Annotated in this window: 18 protein-coding genes; 6 read left to right on the forward strand and 12 right to left on the reverse strand. The window is 67.4% G+C overall.

Annotated features, from left to right (window positions below):
* On the reverse strand, positions 1-2,460 hold a 2,460-nt coding region (locus CG716_RS29000), incomplete at its 3' end, for a penicillin-binding protein (RefSeq protein WP_234818090.1).
* Positions 2,461-2,514: 54 nt separating this feature from the next.
* Entirely contained in the window at positions 2,515-3,198 is a 684-nt protein-coding gene (locus CG716_RS29005) for a TetR/AcrR family transcriptional regulator (protein ID WP_094484602.1), read from the reverse strand.
* Between the two features lie 41 nt (positions 3,199-3,239).
* Between CG716_RS29005 and CG716_RS29010 the strand changes: the two genes are divergently transcribed.
* Entirely contained in the window at positions 3,240-4,709 is a 1,470-nt protein-coding gene (locus CG716_RS29010; RefSeq protein WP_094484615.1) for a flavin-containing monooxygenase, read from the forward strand.
* On the opposite strand, the gene rraA is transcribed toward CG716_RS29010, so the two are convergent.
* From rraA to CG716_RS29035, 5 genes are all read right to left on the reverse strand, one after another.
* Positions 4,706-5,188 (reverse strand): ribonuclease E activity regulator RraA, encoded by a 483-nt coding sequence (gene rraA / locus CG716_RS29015; RefSeq protein ID WP_094484603.1) that lies wholly within the window; start codon positions 5,186-5,188, stop codon positions 4,706-4,708. The two genes, CG716_RS29010 and rraA, sit on opposite strands and share 4 nt — an antisense overlap.
* A gap of 2 nt (positions 5,189-5,190) precedes the next feature.
* Positions 5,191-5,610: a hypothetical protein gene (locus tag CG716_RS29020; protein WP_094484604.1), complete on the reverse strand. Its 420-nt coding sequence runs from the start codon at positions 5,608-5,610 to the stop codon at positions 5,191-5,193.
* Positions 5,611-5,693: 83 nt separating this feature from the next.
* Complete coding sequence (locus CG716_RS29025; RefSeq protein WP_094484605.1) at positions 5,694-6,203, reverse strand: copper resistance CopC family protein; 510 nt, start codon at positions 6,201-6,203, stop codon at positions 5,694-5,696.
* Positions 6,200-6,922, reverse strand: coding sequence for a YcnI family copper-binding membrane protein (locus tag CG716_RS29030; RefSeq protein WP_094484606.1), 723 nt, complete (start codon positions 6,920-6,922; stop codon positions 6,200-6,202). Before CG716_RS29030 ends, CG716_RS29025 begins: the two co-directional genes overlap by 4 nt.
* Positions 6,922-7,575: a DUF6474 family protein gene (locus CG716_RS29035; protein ID WP_094484607.1), complete on the reverse strand. Its 654-nt coding sequence runs from the start codon at positions 7,573-7,575 to the stop codon at positions 6,922-6,924. Before CG716_RS29035 ends, CG716_RS29030 begins: the two co-directional genes overlap by 1 nt.
* 170 nt (positions 7,576-7,745) lie before the next feature.
* Here CG716_RS29035 and CG716_RS29045 point away from each other — a divergent pair, with 170 nt between their 5' ends.
* The 3 genes from CG716_RS29045 to CG716_RS29055 are packed head-to-tail and all read left to right on the forward strand — an operon-like array spanning position 7,746 to position 10,399.
* Positions 7,746-8,723, forward strand: a complete 978-nt coding sequence (locus CG716_RS29045; protein WP_133067045.1) for a hypothetical protein — start codon at positions 7,746-7,748, stop codon at positions 8,721-8,723.
* Positions 8,724-8,771: 48 nt separating this feature from the next.
* A complete protein-coding gene (locus tag CG716_RS29050) occupies positions 8,772-9,263 on the forward strand; it encodes an ImmA/IrrE family metallo-endopeptidase (protein WP_094484610.1) in 492 nt (163 codons plus the stop codon).
* Positions 9,260-10,399 (forward strand): hypothetical protein, encoded by a 1,140-nt coding sequence (locus tag CG716_RS29055; RefSeq protein ID WP_094484611.1) that lies wholly within the window; start codon positions 9,260-9,262, stop codon positions 10,397-10,399. Before CG716_RS29050 ends, CG716_RS29055 begins: the two co-directional genes overlap by 4 nt.
* 44 nt (positions 10,400-10,443) lie before the next feature.
* Here CG716_RS29055 and CG716_RS29060 read toward each other — a convergent pair whose 3' ends face one another.
* The 4 genes from CG716_RS29060 to CG716_RS30430 form a co-directional block, all read right to left on the reverse strand.
* On the reverse strand, positions 10,444-10,842 hold the full coding sequence (locus CG716_RS29060) for a transcriptional regulator (protein ID WP_094484616.1): 399 nt from the start codon (positions 10,840-10,842) through the stop codon (positions 10,444-10,446).
* 325 nt (positions 10,843-11,167) lie between these two features.
* The gene (locus tag CG716_RS29065) at positions 11,168-11,941 is read right to left on the reverse strand and encodes a TMEM165/GDT1 family protein (RefSeq protein ID WP_094484617.1); all 774 of its coding nucleotides are present in this window, start codon (positions 11,939-11,941) and stop codon (positions 11,168-11,170) included.
* Between the two features lie 297 nt (positions 11,942-12,238).
* Positions 12,239-12,772: a peptidase gene (locus CG716_RS29070; protein WP_094484612.1), complete on the reverse strand. Its 534-nt coding sequence runs from the start codon at positions 12,770-12,772 to the stop codon at positions 12,239-12,241.
* 145 nt (positions 12,773-12,917) lie between these two features.
* Complete coding sequence (locus CG716_RS30430; protein ID WP_165774350.1) at positions 12,918-13,076, reverse strand: hypothetical protein; 159 nt, start codon at positions 13,074-13,076, stop codon at positions 12,918-12,920.
* A gap of 518 nt (positions 13,077-13,594) precedes the next feature.
* On the opposite strand from CG716_RS30430, the gene CG716_RS29075 reads away from it, so the two are divergent.
* Entirely contained in the window at positions 13,595-14,638 is a 1,044-nt protein-coding gene (locus CG716_RS29075) for a DUF4328 domain-containing protein (RefSeq protein WP_165774351.1), read from the forward strand.
* A gap of 4 nt (positions 14,639-14,642) precedes the next feature.
* Positions 14,643-15,464 (forward strand): glycerophosphodiester phosphodiesterase, encoded by an 822-nt coding sequence (locus CG716_RS29080; RefSeq protein WP_094484613.1) that lies wholly within the window; start codon positions 14,643-14,645, stop codon positions 15,462-15,464.
* Here the strand turns inward: CG716_RS29080 and CG716_RS29085 are convergent.
* Positions 15,461-16,476, reverse strand: a 1,016-nt coding sequence (locus tag CG716_RS29085; protein ID WP_234818091.1) for an LCP family protein, incomplete at its 5' end; no start/stop codon positions are given. The genes CG716_RS29080 and CG716_RS29085 overlap by 4 nt on opposite strands.

Consider the following 16,476-nt stretch of genomic DNA (forward strand, 5'->3'; position numbering starts at 1 on the left):
CTGCCCACGGGGCCTAGCGGGCGGCCCAGTCGACCAGGTCGTCCGCCGACCAGGTATTGATGATCCGCTCGGCGGGCCGGGAATGTTGATGACGTTGACGTCGGGTGGCGGTGCGTCTGGCGGTGGGGGAGGCGGCGGTGGCAGGGCGTCCGGCGGCGGAGCGGGCGCGATCCCATTGCTGGTGTTGATCGTGATGATCGAACCTGGAATCGTCTTGCCCGTCGGGGTGGTGCCCACGACCGCCCCGCGCGAGGAGAAACTGTTGACCGGGGTGGGCAGATCGGCGACCTGGAAACCCGCGTCGCGCAGTCGTTTCCGTGCGGCGTCGAAGTTCAGTCCGGTGATGCTGGGCACCGTGCTGCCCGGGCCGCCATCGACGTAGCGCTTGTCGGTGGGCGGCAGCGCGATCGGGCCGAAGTCGGTGGCGACCGGTTTCATCGCCATGAACCAGGTTCGGGCCGGCTCGTTGCCGCCGTAGAGGTTGCCGTACCCGCATTTACGCAGCGGCCAGGAGCACAAGCCGCCGGGGTTGGTCGAGTCGTCAAAGATATAGTTCGCCGCGGCGTAGTGATTGGTGAAGCCGAGAAAGCCTGACGAGCGGTGTGATTCGGTGGTGCCGGTCTTGCCCGACACCGGCAGGGTCCAGCCGGCCGATCCAGCCGAGGCCGCCGCCGTGCCTCCGGTGGCGTCCTTGGACAGGGCATTGGCCAGCGTGTTGGCCAGGCCCTCGGGCACCACCTGCTCGCAGGTCTGCGTCTCGACGGAGACCTCACGCCCATGCCGGTCGAAGATCTTGTCCACCGGGCTGGGCGGGCACCACGTGCCACCCGAGGCGAGAGTGGCTGCGACATTGGACAATTCGAGCGCATTCAACTCGAACGGCCCCAGCGTGAACGAGCCCAGGTTCTGCCGTTTGACGAAATCGGCCAGGCTCTCGTTGCTATCCGGCTGATAGGCCCGCGCCGTGCCCGGCTCGGCGTAGGACCGCAGTCCCAGCTTCACCGCCATGTCCACCGCGCGTTGCACGCCGATCTGCCCGATCAACCGGGCGAATGCGGTGTTGGGCGACTGCGCGAGCGCGTCCGTCACGCTCATTGGGCTGCGGTAGTTGCCGGCGTTCTTCACACACCAGGTCTCCTTGGGGCACCCGGGGGTGTTGCTGCTGCCTAAGCCTTTGCCCTGAAACTGTGCCGGGACCTCGAGCTGGGCGTTGATGCCCATGCCCATGTCCAGAGCAGCCGCGGTGGTGAAGATCTTGAAGATCGAACCAGCGCCGTCGCCGGCCAGCGAGAACGGCTGAGGCTGGACCGTCTGGCCGGCTTCGAGCTGGAGCCCGTAACTGCGGTTGTCGCCCATCGCGATGACCTTGTGGCTGGTCTTGCCGGGCTGGATGACGCTCATCACGCTGGCTACCCCGTCCAGCGTCGGGCTGGCGACGGCGTCGATCGCCTTCTTCACGCTGTTCTGGACCTTCGGATCGAGCGTTGTCCGGATCAGATAGCCGTTGCGTGCCACGTCGTCCTTGGACAGCCCCGCGCGGGCCAGATACTGCAGCACGTAATCGCAGAAGAACCCGCGGTCGCCGGCGGCGATGCAGCCCTGCGGCAGGCTGTTCGGCTGCGGCAGGACGCCCAGCGGCTGCTGGCGGGCGGTACGCAGCTCGTCGGCTTTGTCCGGCAGGTTGTCGATCATCGTGTCGAGCACGACGTTGCGGCGAGCCAGCGCGGCCTCGGGGTTGGTGTAGGGGTTGAGCGCATTGGTCGACTGAACGATGCCCGCGAGCAATGCGGCCTGCTGCCAGTTGAGGTCGGCGGCATTGATGCCGAAGTAGGTCTTGGCGGCGTCCTGTACCCCATAGGCGCCGTTGCCGAAATAGACCAGGTTCAGGTAGCGGGCGAGGATCTCGGGTTTGGAGATCGCTTTGTCCAGCGCCAGCGCCATCCGGATCTCGCGCAGCTTGCGCGCCGGCGTCGTCTCGACCGCTGCCCGTCGCTCGGCATCGGTCTGGGCGTTGACCAACAAGTTGTAGTTCTTGATGTACTGCTGCTCGATCGTCGACCCGCCTCTGGTGTCGAGATCACCCCTGAGGTAGCCCACGAGACCGGTCAGGGTGCCCTGGACGTCGACGCCATTGTGGTCGGCGAAGCGCTTGTCCTCGATCGACACGATTGCCAACTTCATCGTGTCGGCGATCCGGTCGCTGGGCACCGGCCACCGCCGCTGCGCGTAGATCCAGGCGATCGGGTTCCCGGCGGCGTCCACCATCGTGGAGACGGTGGGCACCTCGCCCGTCATCAACTCAGCCGAATCCTGCGCTGCCACATCGGAGGCGTGGTTGACGACGATGCCTGCGCCGCCGGCGAGTGGAAAGAGCATGGCCGCCACCAAGACACCGGCCAGTACGCAATACAACGCGAGCTTGGCAACGGTGGCACCCCTCGTTGGGTGTGGCTCCGGCATGCCGCAAGACTAGGGCCACCCGGTCCGCGCGCAGCCCAATATGCGAAGCCGGAATCAAACCGATGCCGTTGTCCCGCCGTAGATGCTGGCGATCCAGATATGGGCGAGCGCCTCCGTGGCGGCCTGCTCCGGCAGCGTCGGCCGCTGGCTGCCCTGTGCGGCCAGCAGCACACGTTCGTTCATCAGGTTCAGCGCCGTCGCCAGGTCGTGTGCGGGGATGGTTTCGGGCGCTGCGCCGCGGACTCGCTCGGTCGTGATCAGCGCGGCCGTGTAGTCGATCCAGCCCGTCATGTACGTCGACCACATCTGCCGCAGTTCGGCGTTGGTCGCCATGGCGGCCACTCCGGCGAGCACGACGGCGCGATGAGGCCGCAGCGAATCGAAGAACGCGAAAATGCCGTCGTGCCAGGCTTGCTGGGGATGCTCGGTCACGGTGCCGGGCGGTTGCCGTTGTTCGGCAGCCGACGCCGTGATCGCCCGAGCGAACAACCGCACGAGCACCGCGTCTTTCGACGCGAAGTAGAAGTAGAACGTCGGGCGGGACAGGCCGGCGCCCTTGGCGAGGTCGTCCACCGAAATCTCGGCGAAGGGCCGCTGCTCGAGCATGTCTTCGAGCGTGCGCAGGATGGCCGCTTCGCGATCGTCACCGGAGGGGCGGGTGGCGCGACGCCCGCGAACACGAGTGGAACTGGCAGCTGGCACGGGGTCGACTTTACAGTGTGTTGAATTTTTCGACATAGTGTTGACCTATTCAACACGGTGTTGATAGCGTGGCCGGCATGACTGAACACGTCGATGTCGTGATCGTGGGAGCGGGCATTTCCGGGATCAGTGCCGCCTGGCATCTGCAGGACCGCTGCCCGTCGAAGAGCTTCGTCATCTTGGAGCGTCGTGAGCACCTGGGCGGCACCTGGGACCTGTTCAAGTACCCCGGCATCCGATCGGACTCCGACATGTTCACCCTGGGCTTTAGGTTCAAGCCCTGGACGTCGCAGAAGGCGATCGCCGACGGCCCGTCGATCATGTCCTACCTCGACGAGACGGTGCGGGAGTCCGGCATCGACAAGCACATCCGGTACGGGCAGCGCGTCGTGAGTGCCGAGTGGTCCAGCGCCGACAACCACTGGACGGTGCGGATCGAGTCCGGCGGTGAGCAGAAGGACATCATCTGCTCTTTCCTGTTCGCCTGCAGCGGCTACTACAACTACGACCAGGGCTACTCACCGGAATTCCCCGGCGCTGAAGACTTCACCGGCACGATCGTGCATCCCCAGCACTGGCCCGAGGATCTGGACTACTCCGGTAAGCGGGTCGTGGTCATCGGCAGCGGCGCGACCGCGGTGACTCTGATTCCCGCCCTTGCCAATTCGGGTGTTGGTCACGTCACGATGCTGCAGCGCTCACCGACCTACATCGGGGCACTGCCCGACGTCGACCCGTTCGCTGTGCGGATGAACAAACTGCTGCCCGCCAAACCCGCCTACGTTGCCAACCGCTGGAAGAGCATCCTGTTCCAGTCGGCCCAGTACCAACTGGCCCGTCGGTTCCCGAACTTCATGCGCAAGCAGCTGATGACGATGGCGCAGCGCCGGCTGCCCGACGGATATGACGTGAACAAGCACTTCGGCCCGAGCTACCGCGTGTGGGACGAACGACTGTGCCTGGCGCCCAACGGCGATCTGTTCCGCACCATCCGCAAGGGTCAGGCCGACGTCGTCACCGACACCATCGAGCGCTTCACCGCGACCGGCATCAAGCTCACCTCCGGACAGCAGCTGGAAGCTGACATCATCGTCACCGCAACAGGTTTGAACCTGCAACTGTTCGGCGGCGCCGAGCTCAGCAGGGACGGCCAGCCGCTCGATCTGACCACCACGATGGCCTATAAGGGCATGATGCTCTCCGGCGTGCCGAACATGGCGTTCACCATCGGCTACACCAACGCATCGTGGACGCTCAAGGCCGACCTGGTATCCGAATTCGTCTGCCGCGTCCTCAATCACATGGACGCCAGCGGATATGACCGGGTCGAACCCGCCCTTCCTGCGCCGGACATCGAGGAACGCCCGCTGATGGACTTCACGCCCGGCTATGTGTTGCGGGCGCTGGACCGGCTGCCCAAGGCGGGCTCGCGGGCGCCGTGGCGGCTCAAGCAAAACTACCTGCTGGATCTGCGGCTGATCCGGCGCGGCAAGGTAGACGACGAAGCGCTGCGTTTCTCCAAACACCTTGTCCCGGTTGGTGTTTAGCCAGCCGAGGTGATCACTATCCCGTCGTCGTCGCTGTAGGCCACCTCACCGGGAACGAAGGTCACGCCGCCGAAGCTGACCGCGACGTCGCGCTCACCTGCGCCGGTCTTGGTGCTCTTGCGGGGATTGGTACCCAGGCCCTTGATGCCGATGTCGATGGTGCGCAGCGTCGACGCGTCGCGCACCGCGCCGTACACGATGAGCCCCGCCCAGCCGTTGGAGCGGCCCAGCTCGGCGATCAGGTCACCGACCAGTGCTGTGTGCACGGAGGCCTCGCCGTCGATCACGAGGACCCGGCCGTCGCCCGGCTCGGACAACACCGATTTCAACAGTGCGTTGTCCTGAAAGCAGCGGACCGTGCTGATCGGTCCGGCGAATTCGGTGCGGCCGCCGAACTGGCGGAACTGGACGTCACAGCTGCGGACGTCGGGCCCGATGTCGTCGACGAGATCGGCAGTGGCGCGGAAGGTGACGGCCATGCTCACTCCGCGTGCCGGTGCCGCGCGCGGCGCACCAGCAGGGTGATCAGCACGGTCACGGCGAAGGCGACCGCGAAGGGTAGCGGGGAGCGCCCGGATTGCGCGGTGGGGACCGGGACCGGCGGCGACACTGGGTTGGCGGCCTGCTCGACGGAGGACTTGGCGTTGGCGGCGACGGCCCGGGCACCCTCGGCCAGCGGCGGCTCAGGTGTGATTGGCGCGACCTTCTTGGCCGGTGCCTTTCTCGGCGGAGCCTTCTTGGCAGCGGCGGGGTCGGCGGCCTTGGGAGGGGCCTTCTTCGCGGCCTTCTTAGCCGGAGTCTTTTTGGCCGGCGCCCTTTTGGTGACGGCCTTCTCGGGGGGCGGCGGCCCCGGCGGTGTGGCGGCCTGACCGTCGTCGGGCTGGTCCTGCGCTTCTGCCATCTGGCTGCTCCTTTGCCATATCTAGTCGCGAAAGCCGGCAGTGGCACCCATCATGCCAGGTGGGAATCGGCGATCTCGTCCTGCTAGGTGCGGCGCAGCCGCGACCACCCGACGCCGGCGCCGACCACCAACACGGCACCGACGACGAAGGGCCAGACCGGCAGACCGCGGTCGGGCGGCTGTCCAGACGCCGAGGCCGACCGGCCAGCGGTGCCGTTGCCCGCCACGGTCAGGGTGAACGACCACGAGCCGGAGACGACGTGGCCGTCGGCCGAGGTGACCCGGTAGTTCACCGTGTAGGTACCAGCCGGACCGAGCGGATGCACCCCGACGCTGACCACGGCGCCTTGTACCTGGGGGGTGCCGTCCGACCAGAGATTCCCGTCGGGTCCGACGACAGTCATCGCGGCGAAATCGGGGTGCAGTTGTTCGTTGAAGGTGGCGCTCACTCGCGACGGCGACGTGGCGGCCGATGTGCCGGGGGCCGGGTCGGCGGCCACCCGAACGGCGTGCGCCCAGGCCGTCGACGTCCCGGCCATGGCCATGCCGGCGATCAACAGCGCGACGGCCAGGACGCGCCGGATCGCGGTCATGTCCGGCGGCGGGCCACCGCGACACCGACACCGATCGCGGCCACCAGCAGTGCGGCGCCTGCCAGCGCGCGGGCCGTGTTGTCCGGACCGGCCGTGGGCTCGGCGTGCTCACCCGAGGCCGGCGCCGCACTGACCGAGGGGGCATCGGTGGGTCCGGGGGCGGCAGGCGCCGCGTGCCGCTCCTTGGGTGCCGGCGGTCCGGGCGTCAACTCCAGCACCGGGGCCGGATAGTCGGGTTCCTCGCCGTTGGGCAGCGGCGGCTGATTCCAGTGCACGACGGTGCCGTCGGCGTAAGTCTGATCCACCGGGAACGTCGCGGAATCGCTGTCCGGCAACTTGATCGAGATCGGGAACAACTCGAACTGGCCCGCCCCGATGCCCGCGTTCGGCGCCGCGGTGAAGGTGACGGATCGATACGTGCCGGTGCCGGTGCCGGTGCCGGCGTCGCGGTCGAGGACGGCGGTCCAGCCCGCCATGACATCGGTGCTAGCCGACGCGACGTTGGGCAGTGAGATAGTGACCTTGGTTGTGGGAGAGCCTTTTTCGGACTCGTTGGGCACCTGGAAAGTGACCAGTGCGTAGTCGCCTCGTACTGGGTGGTCGGCGTCGACGTGAACGTGGGCACCGGCGGTCGCCGCGGTTAACCACGAACCGAGGATGAGGGTGGCAGTGAGCGCGACGGTCGTGCGCGCGCGTGGCATCCCCAGGCGGCCGGCCATCAAACGACGCCGAGGCGCGCCATGAGATCGGCGTCGACACCGTCGAGCTGTCCGGCGATCGCCACGTGCGCGTCCCGCCGCCGAGGTCCCGGCATGTTCTCGGCGGCCGCGACCGCTGCCGACAGCGCGTTCAGCCGCTCGGTGATCGCGGCCACGAATTGTTTGGTCTCAGCGTCTTTGGGCTTCTTCTCGGCCACCAGCCGCAGAGAGTTCTCTGCTCCGGCGATACGCGCCGACAGCTGTCCGCCCTGTCCGGAGAACTGGCCGAGCTGACTCAACGGCACGCCGAGTCGATCGGCCCGCCGCTCATCGATCAAACCCCGCGCGGCGATGGCAGCGCGGTACGCGACCGGCACCACGACCGGAGCCAGCAGCCGCGACACCGTCAGCGCACGCCGTATCCGGGTGGGGGACAGAAGTTTGCCCTCGCGGGCTGCCTTAAGTTGCGCTTCGGCGACCTTGACCGCTGCGCGGTCGGCGTCGCGCGCGACCTTCAGCTGTGCCTTGAGGGCCTTGTTCTCGGAGCGCTCGGCGGACTTGATGCGGCGGACCTCGTTCTTGGCCGAAAGCTTGGCATCGAGCTTGGCGCGGGCCTTGATCGCCCGAGCCTCCGCGCGACGGGTCGCACGGCTTTTGCGCTTGAACAGGCCCATTCCTGATGCCTCCCGGGTAGGTCGTCGGCGATCGGCGAGGTGCACTCGCGACCGGTCAGCTAACCCTATCGCCCGGCCCAAGGCGCACTATCACGACCTGCGGCTATGCCACAATGATCTGCGAACCGTCCGACGCGGCCCCTGTGCGTGCCGCCAACTCGAGGAACGTCGTGAACCGCTCGCCGATGAAGGCCGCAGCGATTAGCTGGGTGATCGCGTGCGGTTTGCTCTGCGGCGGTGCGAGCATGCTCTCGGCCGCGCCGGCGGCCGCCGACCCTGGCACCGGCGGTGACAATCACGGCGGGCGAGGCGCCGATAGCGGCTCGGAGAGCAACGATTCCAGCCGCTCCGGCCGGCCCGGCGGCCATCGTCTCGGCGGCCTGCGCAAGCCCGATAGTGCTGTCGTCGGTGATACACACCGGCACCCGGGGCACATCGGCGACTTTCCAGGCGGCCACTGGCATCCCGGGGATCACGACTGGCCGCATCCCGGGCAGCCGCAGTCCGGCTGGCCGTGCCTGCCGTTCCCACACCTCCCGCCGATCGTGCTACCCCCACTTCCGCCGCTCCATTGGCCGCGGGCGGCCATTGGTGACGGCGTCGGGATCGCCGCTCCGCCGCGCCTGAGTATCGCCGGCCGGCCACCGGCTCCGGAAGTCGGCGGTGGCGGCGGCAGCGGCGGCGTCACGGGAGTCCCGCAGACGGTTCTCCCTGTTCAGCCGGGGGAGCCCGGTGAGCCCCCGGCGGTCAGCGCCGCGGGCGGCACGATCGCGCCCGCGACCCTCCAGCCGTCGCCCATCACGATGCCGCCCCTGATCGGACTGCCGCCCGCGTTCGGGCCTCCGATGCGCCCCCTTGGCCCGGGCTCTGAACCCGGTCCGCGCAGCGGCCCCCGCCAAGAATCGACCACGACCAGGGAACGGCCGCCGGCCACGTCCGCAGGAGCCGGTACAGAAGCACCGCCGTCGACTAGGGTTGGCTATCCCAGATACCTGCAGGAGGCCAAGATGGGCGAGATCGCGGCGGTGGCCCTACCGGGTTTCGCCGGACTCCTCGGCCTCACCGCTCTTGGGGGCGTTTTCGGATACCGCCAAGCAAAAGCTGGCCATGTCGTGCGGACCGCGGGGACGACCCGCTTCATGCAGTGACGAAGACCGCGCGTCGTAACCCAGTCGCCGACGGGGAAGGGGGAAAAGATGTCGGCCAGTCGCCGGGTCACCACCGCGGTGAACGACGTCTTAGACCTCGCACCCCGGCACGGTGAAATCTCGCTGACCCGGCTGGTTGCCGCGGTCAGCGAGGATCGCGACCGGCCCATCGAAGTCACTATGGCTGATCTGCCGGCCGGAGTCTGCGGCCAGTGGCGCCAGTACGCCGATCACGACGTCTTCCTGATCCAGAACGGCCTGCCGACCTGGGACCGCACCCTGGCCCACGAGCTGGGCCACCTCGTGCTCGGCCACTACGGCATCCCGGTCACCGAAGCCGCCCGCGACGTCGCCGAGCTGGCCAGCGACGACCTCATCGGCTACATGCTCAACCAGCGCACCGGATGCATGGGACCCGGGGGAGAAGACGTCGAGCAGGAAGCCGAGGATTTCGCGGCACTGTTGTTGTATCGGCTCGGCCGGTCGCCCTCCGACCGCTCATCGATCGTGCAAGTTCGCCTCGGAGAGGCGTTTGGTTGATCGTCTGGTTGATCGCCGGTCTGCTGGGGTTGGCCACCGGCCTGCGCATCGGGTGGGCGTTGGTCAACAAGCAGTCGGTGGTCAGCTCCGCGATGATCGTCGCGCTGGGGAGCCTGGCGGTGGTCGCCGCTTTGAACTGGCCGCCGCTGACGCTCCTGATCGACAGCGCGCTGCGCTGGTCGAACATCTCGATTGGACTGAGCCAGGTGGCGCTGATCTGCTGCGCTGCGGGCAGTTGCGTGATGATCACCAGCGTCGCGTCGACCCGCAGCCCGGCCGTCGTTCGCCGGGTTGCGGCGGCCCAGTACGCGGTGGCCGCGGTGATCGGCATCGGCACCCTGGTGCTGTTCTTTTTGTCCGGAGAGCAGCCGGAGATGTCCCCCGAGGAGTATCTGCGGCGCAATCTCGGCTCAACCAACACCTCGCTGCCGTGGCTGCTCCCGCTGCTCTACGTGATGCTGGTCCTCACGTTGGTGTTGTGGGCCGGCATGCGCCACTCCAACCGGAGCCGTCGCGGTCGAGCCCTGTTCGTGTTCACCCTTGGCATCGCGCTGCTCGTGGCGGCCATCGCGTTCTTCCTGATCCGGGCTGTGGGAACCTCGCAGTTGGTGGGGGTGGGCGCCGCGGCGACACTCCTGGGCGCAGCGATGGCGATCGTCGCGGCCGGGTCGCTGTTGCCGGCCATCGAGGATTGGTTCGGGGGGCGACGTGAGTTGCGCCTCATTGACCCGCTGTTGACCGAATTGGAGCGGCGTCAGCCCGATGTCGGGATCGGCGAGCGTCCGCGCGGCCCATTGGTATTCCGGGTGGCCGAACGACTCTCGCTGATCTCTGACGCCCTTTATCTCGAGGCCACTATGGCTGAGCACCTGCGCACGGGCAGGTCCGACGGCGCGGGGGTGGAGGTGTTGGCCGATCTCGAGCGGAGGGAGGTCGGCCCAGACGTGCAGGCGATGGCGATCGCGAAATGGATCCACGCCGGCCGACGGACACCGCGGGTTGCGCGACCGGCCGGGCAGGGGGAGTTCCCGGGGATGGGCTGGCTGGGGCAACCCGAGAGCTACTCGGATCGGGAGTGGATCCTTGAGATCGCACGCCAGTACCGCGAGCTCGACAACGCAGCCCGCGCGCGCTGAACGGAATCTAACGTTGCCGCGACTGCTGTGACGGGAGCGACGGGCTAATCGTCGAGGTGTTCCCTGCGGCGCAGCTCATCGACCTTGGACACGATGTCCTGCTGGGCTTCCGGCGAGAGGCCGACGGTCCGCGCGGCAATGCGGCGCACACCTTCGTCGCGCATGTTGGCGAGCCAGGAGAGTTCCTTGTCGAGCTTCTCGTAGTACTCGTCGTCGGTGAAGTACTGCGGCTTGATCCGGAAGAAGTTGGCAAGCGCAGTCATGGTGGTGGACGACGGGTTGGTCCGGTTGCCTGAACGCAGCTGGGACAGGTACGGGGCCGACATCGTGATGCCTTCAGACTTCAGCGCGGCGATCACTTCCGCGGAGGTATGAGGACCCCGGCCGGGCGGATACACCGTGTCGAACAGGCGATTCAGTCGCGCCGAGAACGTGGTGCTCATCTTGTTGACCTCCACATGCGAGAAGAGCGGGCGTTTCCGTTGGCTTATTTGCTGATTATCGTAGCGACACATCCGCCGACAACCAAGTGCAAACTACCCGATAATTGACGCATGCGGACATTTTTCGGTCACGGGCAAACATTCGTACCGACAAATTTCGAGGTCGGGAGTCGGTCAGAGCGCGCGGTGAGGCAAAGAAACGCAAGGTGAAAGGCTTCTTGGCACAGCGGCCGTTCGATAATCGCTCATGCAAGAACCTGAGAGTAGCCTGAGCAACCGAGCGCGCGGAACCCAATCGCAGAAATCCACTTTGCTGTAAGTGCCCTTATGCAGACCTGGTTGGTGGCTCCGGCGATCGGGCCGAGTCGCCCTGGGGGCAGCTGACCGATTGCGGTGCGTCCTCGGACACCGGCGGCGCGGCGGGGCGCAGCACAGCCGGGCGCAGGCGAAGCGGCAGCGCGCGCGCAGCCGCCACAGCCAGCAGGGCGGCCGCGACGGAGACGCCGGCGATGACGATGCCGGGTACGGCCGGGAAGGCCCCCTCGACGAGCATGGAGACTCCGAAGACCAGGAATAGGGCGGACGCGGCCAGCTGGATGAACCGCTCCGGCAGGTGCTTGCCGGCCAACGCGCCGACGAGGATGGCCAGCGCGTCGGCGGCCACCATGCCGATCGTCGATCCGATCCACACCCCGACCCAGTCGTGGTCAGTGGCCAGTGTGATGGTCGCGAGCATGGTCTTGTCGCCGAGCTCGGCCAGGAGGAACGCCGAGGTCACGGCGAAGAACGCCGGCACGGTCGTCCGCTGAGCGCGGGTGGCCTCGTCCTCCGAGAGCGTGTCTCCACGTAGCGTCCATAGCCCGAACAAGATGTAGGCCACACCGGCGAGGATGCCGAGCAGGTGGGTCGGCAGCGCGGCGCCGAGGTAGTGGCCGACGCCCACGGAGATCAGGTGCACCGCCGCCGTCGCGACGGTGATACCGCCGAGCACAACCCACCAGCGGTGGCGCAGAGCGAAAGTCATCGCCATGAGCTGGGACTTGTCGCCCAGCTCGGCGACGAAGATGACGACCAGGCTCAGGAAGATCGCGGCGAGCACCCAGTACTCCTCAGTTGGGTGGCTGTCGTCGGGGGCGGTACAGATGCCTCCGGCCGGCAACCACTAACGGTTACGGCCGAAGGTCTCGCCCACCGGCACTGAACGCCGGCCGAACAACCGGGCCCGGCGGAATCCGCTGGGCCAGTATGTCGATTATCCGATTGGGGGCTACTCCCCTTCGCTGTGGCAACCCTACGTGCAACTCTGGGGTGCTCGCAACTCGTGCGGATCGAAAACCTAACCGCAGCAATAAATTTGGGATACCAACCAAGAAAGTTCGGGCACCCTCAATTCTGGCTAGGCGGCCAGGAGCATCGCCAGGATTGCGGTGTCGGGATGGCTGATGGGGTCGACGCCGACTCGGCTCACCATGCTGGTGATGGTGCCGTCGGATTCCGCCTCGACCCAGGCGGCCCGGTGTTCCAGGCCCAGATGCGGAATGCCTGGTAGCAGAACGCAACCCGACGCTGCTCCAGAGCACTCCGGCAGTGAGGGCATGGTCTCCGACGGTGGGTGCAGCATCAGCAGCGCAGGCGGTTGTCTGTCAGCGAAATGCCCTGGTGGGACTGCGGACTCGCCCACCACGGTGCCCTCGGCAAGAACGAGGCCGACAGTGCCGGGCTGCGGTTTGTCGGGCAGTTCCTCTCGGACGCCGAATATGGTTGTGGTGGAAAGCAATCCGGGCAGCGAGGCGACACGCACCGCGACCATCAGAAGCTGGGCCCACTCCTTCGTCGAGTTCGGCCAGCGGCCTGAGACGACGAAGCCCTTGAGGGCCCCACGAGAATGAAAGGGAGCGACTTCGACCGCACGCCCGGAACCAGTTTCCATCTCGCCTCCGCGACACTCGGTATGTCAGTGCGACACGACAGCGGGTCGGTTCGATTCAGGATGCGGTACGTAGCGGGTGGCACGCAAGACGACACGAGTGCTAACCGCACTGGGATTCGCGTACGGGCGTGGCGGCCGGTCCAGATCAGAACAAGACGATCAGGGCGAGAATGCCCAGCAAGACCAGTGCGATGACGCCGGCACGCAGGGCGGCCAGCATGTAGGAGCGGTTACAGGTCGCCGAGGAGACATGCCAGTGCGACGGCTGCGACGCGGACTGCGCTCGGAATGACTGGAATGCCATCACACCTCCCTGACCTGCGTGTTCAACTACCGCCCCCAGTGAAGTTAGTCACAGAACTACTTGTGAGCGCGATCATAACCCCTCATGTACCGCGAGGAAAATCGGACCATTGCCGTTGTCAGAACTGTCGAAAACTTTGTTTGAGTGGTCCGGGAACGGGGTATTGAAGATCACAGTTGGGTTCCGACGAGTCGGCGTGTCGTTCGGCGCGTCGCGACGGCCCCTCCGGCAGTTAGTGAGCCAACCGATTTCGCTCGCGCCTCATCAGCTTGTTGATCAGGGCACTCCCGAGCCGTCGGGTTATCCACAGACACTGCCTGTCTCCGTGGCGAGATAGTGCGCTCAATGCCCATTCACCGGCTTCGACACCTGTGGATAAACCTGTGGAAACTGTGGATAGCCAAGTCATTGCTGCACGTCCCGGATCGCCGAAGATGCACTGCGTGCCACAACCCGTGCTAAGTCGAGCCCCAGCGCAACTATCACCGACCGTGGTTGCGCTCGCTAGGCTGGTCGGCGTGATTCAGGTGTGCTCCCAGTGCGGGACGCGGTGGAATGTGCGCGACCGCCAGCGCGCCTGGTGCCCCCGGTGCAATGGCGCCCTGATGGCACCGACCGGCCCGCCGGATCCGCGCTGGAGCCCGGCAGCCGCCGGCCACCAGCCCCCTCGGCAGCCGGGACCTCAGGGTGGTGCACCCCGCCTAGCCTCGGGCTTCCGCTGGATCGCGGTCCGGCCTGGTCCGCCGCCGCCGCCGCGCCCCGGTCGTCGCCGCCTCGGGCCGACGCCGCGTTACAGCTATATCCCGCGATGGGGCCTCGCCGATCACGTTGCGCCACCGGCGCCTGGCGACGACGGCGCCGCCAAGAAGGGGATCGCGCCCGTCACCGTCCGCGCGGCGCTGCTGTCAGCGGCGACCGTCTTCGGCCTCGCCGCGGCCATCCACATCGTTCGCTACGCGCTGTTGCTGATCAATCGCACGTCGCTGCTGCCCCCGTTGGTCGCCGGCGCGGCGCTGTGGCTCGGCGTGTTGATCAGCCTGGCCGCGATCGTGGCGGTGATCCTGACCGCCGTTGTCACGACGTCGTGGTTGATCGCACGCCGGGCGGCGGTTTATGAGCACCTCGGGCAAGACGACCCGCGGCCGGCTTGGGCGCTGTGGGCCGGATGCCTGATACCGGTCGTCAACCTCGTCTGGGCGCCGGTCTACGTCCTCGAACTCGCCCACGCCGAGCAGACGCAAGCCCGGCTTCGCGGACCGATCACCGCGTGGTGGGTGGCCTGGGTCGTGTCGACCGCCGTGTCGATCTTCGCGATCGCCACCAGCTTCACCAACAAGCCGCAGGGGATCGCCGACAACACTGTGTGGGTGATCGTCGCTTACCTGCTGGGTGCCGCCGTGCTGGTGATGCTGTGGCAGGTGTTCGACGCCTTCGTGCGCAAGCCCGTCGAACGGCCACTGCACCGATGGGTGGTGGTCGGCCAAGAGCAGCCCCAGCAGCGTCCCGCCGAGACCGAATCTGCGCCAGCGGTTGAGCCGGGGCAACAGGAACCGGCAGCATAGGCCTATGCAATCGGCCGGCGGACTGGACGGCGGGCACCCCTTCGTGGTCGCCCACCGCGGCGCTTCGGCCGAGCGTCCGGAACACACGTTGGCCGCCTACGAGCTGGCGCTCGCCGAAGGCGCTGACGGTGTCGAGTGCGACGTCCGGTTGACCCGTGACGGCCATCTGGTGTGTGTGCACGACCGGCGGGTGGACCGCACGTCGACCGGCACCGGCCTGGTCAGCGAGATGACGCTGGCCGAGCTCAAGCGGCTGGACTGGGGTGCCTGGCACAGCAGCTCGAGCTCCGATGCCACGGCCGGGGATACGGGCTTGCTGACCCTCGATGACCTGGTCCGTCTGGTGTTGGACTGGAACCGCCCGGTGAAGATGTTCATCGAGACCAAGCACCCGGTGCGCTACGGGGGCCTGGTGGAGAGCAAGGTGCTGGCCCTGTTGCATCGCTACGGCATCGCGGCACCGGCGTCGGCGGACCTGTCTCGCGCGGTGGTGATGTCGTTCTCGGCCGCGGCGGTGTGGCGGATCAGGCGCGCGGCGCCGCTGTTGCCGACGGTGCTGCTGGGCGAGACGTCGCGCTATCTGGGCGGGAGTGCCGCCACGACGGTCGGGGCGACGGCCGTCGGCCCCTCGATCGCAACGCTGCGAGAGCATCCTGAGCTCGTCGACCGGGCCGCCGCCCAGGGGCGTGCCATGTACTGCTGGACCGTCGACCATTACGAGGACGTCGGCTACTGCCGCGATCTGGGGGTCGGCTGGATCGCCACCAACCATCCCGGACGGACGAAGGCCTGGCTGCAGAACCCGCTGGTGGCTCCCGGCGACTAGGGCTGTGCGTTGAGCACCTGCTGCGGGATCGCCGAATCGGTTCGCAGCGCCTTGAACAGCTGATCGGCCGCGTCGGAGTCCCAGACCACCACCGACCCGGAGTCGTTTTCGGTGAACTCGCCGATCGGCACGGTGATCGCAGTGGTCGAGCCGTGCAGTGCCCAGCCCAGCAGCGCGAGATCCCACACGTGGTCGCCGTTGTCGACGGTCAGTGACCCCACCGCCGCGTGCGGCACCGAGTACCAGTGCCACGGATTGAGCCACACCACGGGACTGCTGGCTCGGTGCATCACCGCGGCCATGAACTCGCGCTGGTGGACCATCCGGTCCAGGTCGGCGCGCGGGGTCGCCCGGCTGCGGACGTAGCCGAGTGCGTTGCGCCCGTCGAGGGTCTGGCAGCCCGCAGGCAGGTTGATTCCGGCCAGCGGGTCGTCCATCGGATCGGCCGGGCACAAGTGGACACCGCCGAGCGCGTCGACCAGCACCGCGAAGCCGTCGAATCCCACCTCTGCGTAGTGGTCGAGGTGCAGACCCGTCGCCTCCTCCACGGTCTGGGCCAGCAGCGGCGCGCCGCCCTCGGCGAACGCGGCGTTGATTTTGTCCTGGCCGTGGCCGGGGATGGCCACGTAGGAGTCGCGGGGGATCGAGACCATCGTGGTCGGGGCGCTGGAACCCAGCGCAGGGATATGGACGACCAGGATGGTGTCGGTCCGGCCGTTGCCGAGATCTCCGCCGGTGGCCAGGTCGGCCTGCTGCTCCGGGGTCAGTCCGGCCCTGCTGTCGGAGCCGACGAGCAGCCAGGTGGTGCCCGCGCCTGTGGCCGGCCGGTCGGCGTAGTCGAAGACCGCGACGCGGTGCAGTGAGGTGTCGATCCACACCGCCCCGCCGACGAGCCCGCCGACCGCCAGCAGGACGACGACGATCAGCGTGACGAAAATCCTTCGGCCCCAATGCTTTTTACGCTTAGGTTGAGGCGGCGCGGTTGGCGGGGGAGCCGGGGGTGGCGCGACGG

The sequence above is a fragment of the Mycolicibacterium sphagni genome (assembly GCF_002250655.1).
Classification (GTDB): Bacteria; Actinomycetota; Actinomycetes; order Mycobacteriales; family Mycobacteriaceae; genus Mycobacterium; species Mycobacterium sphagni.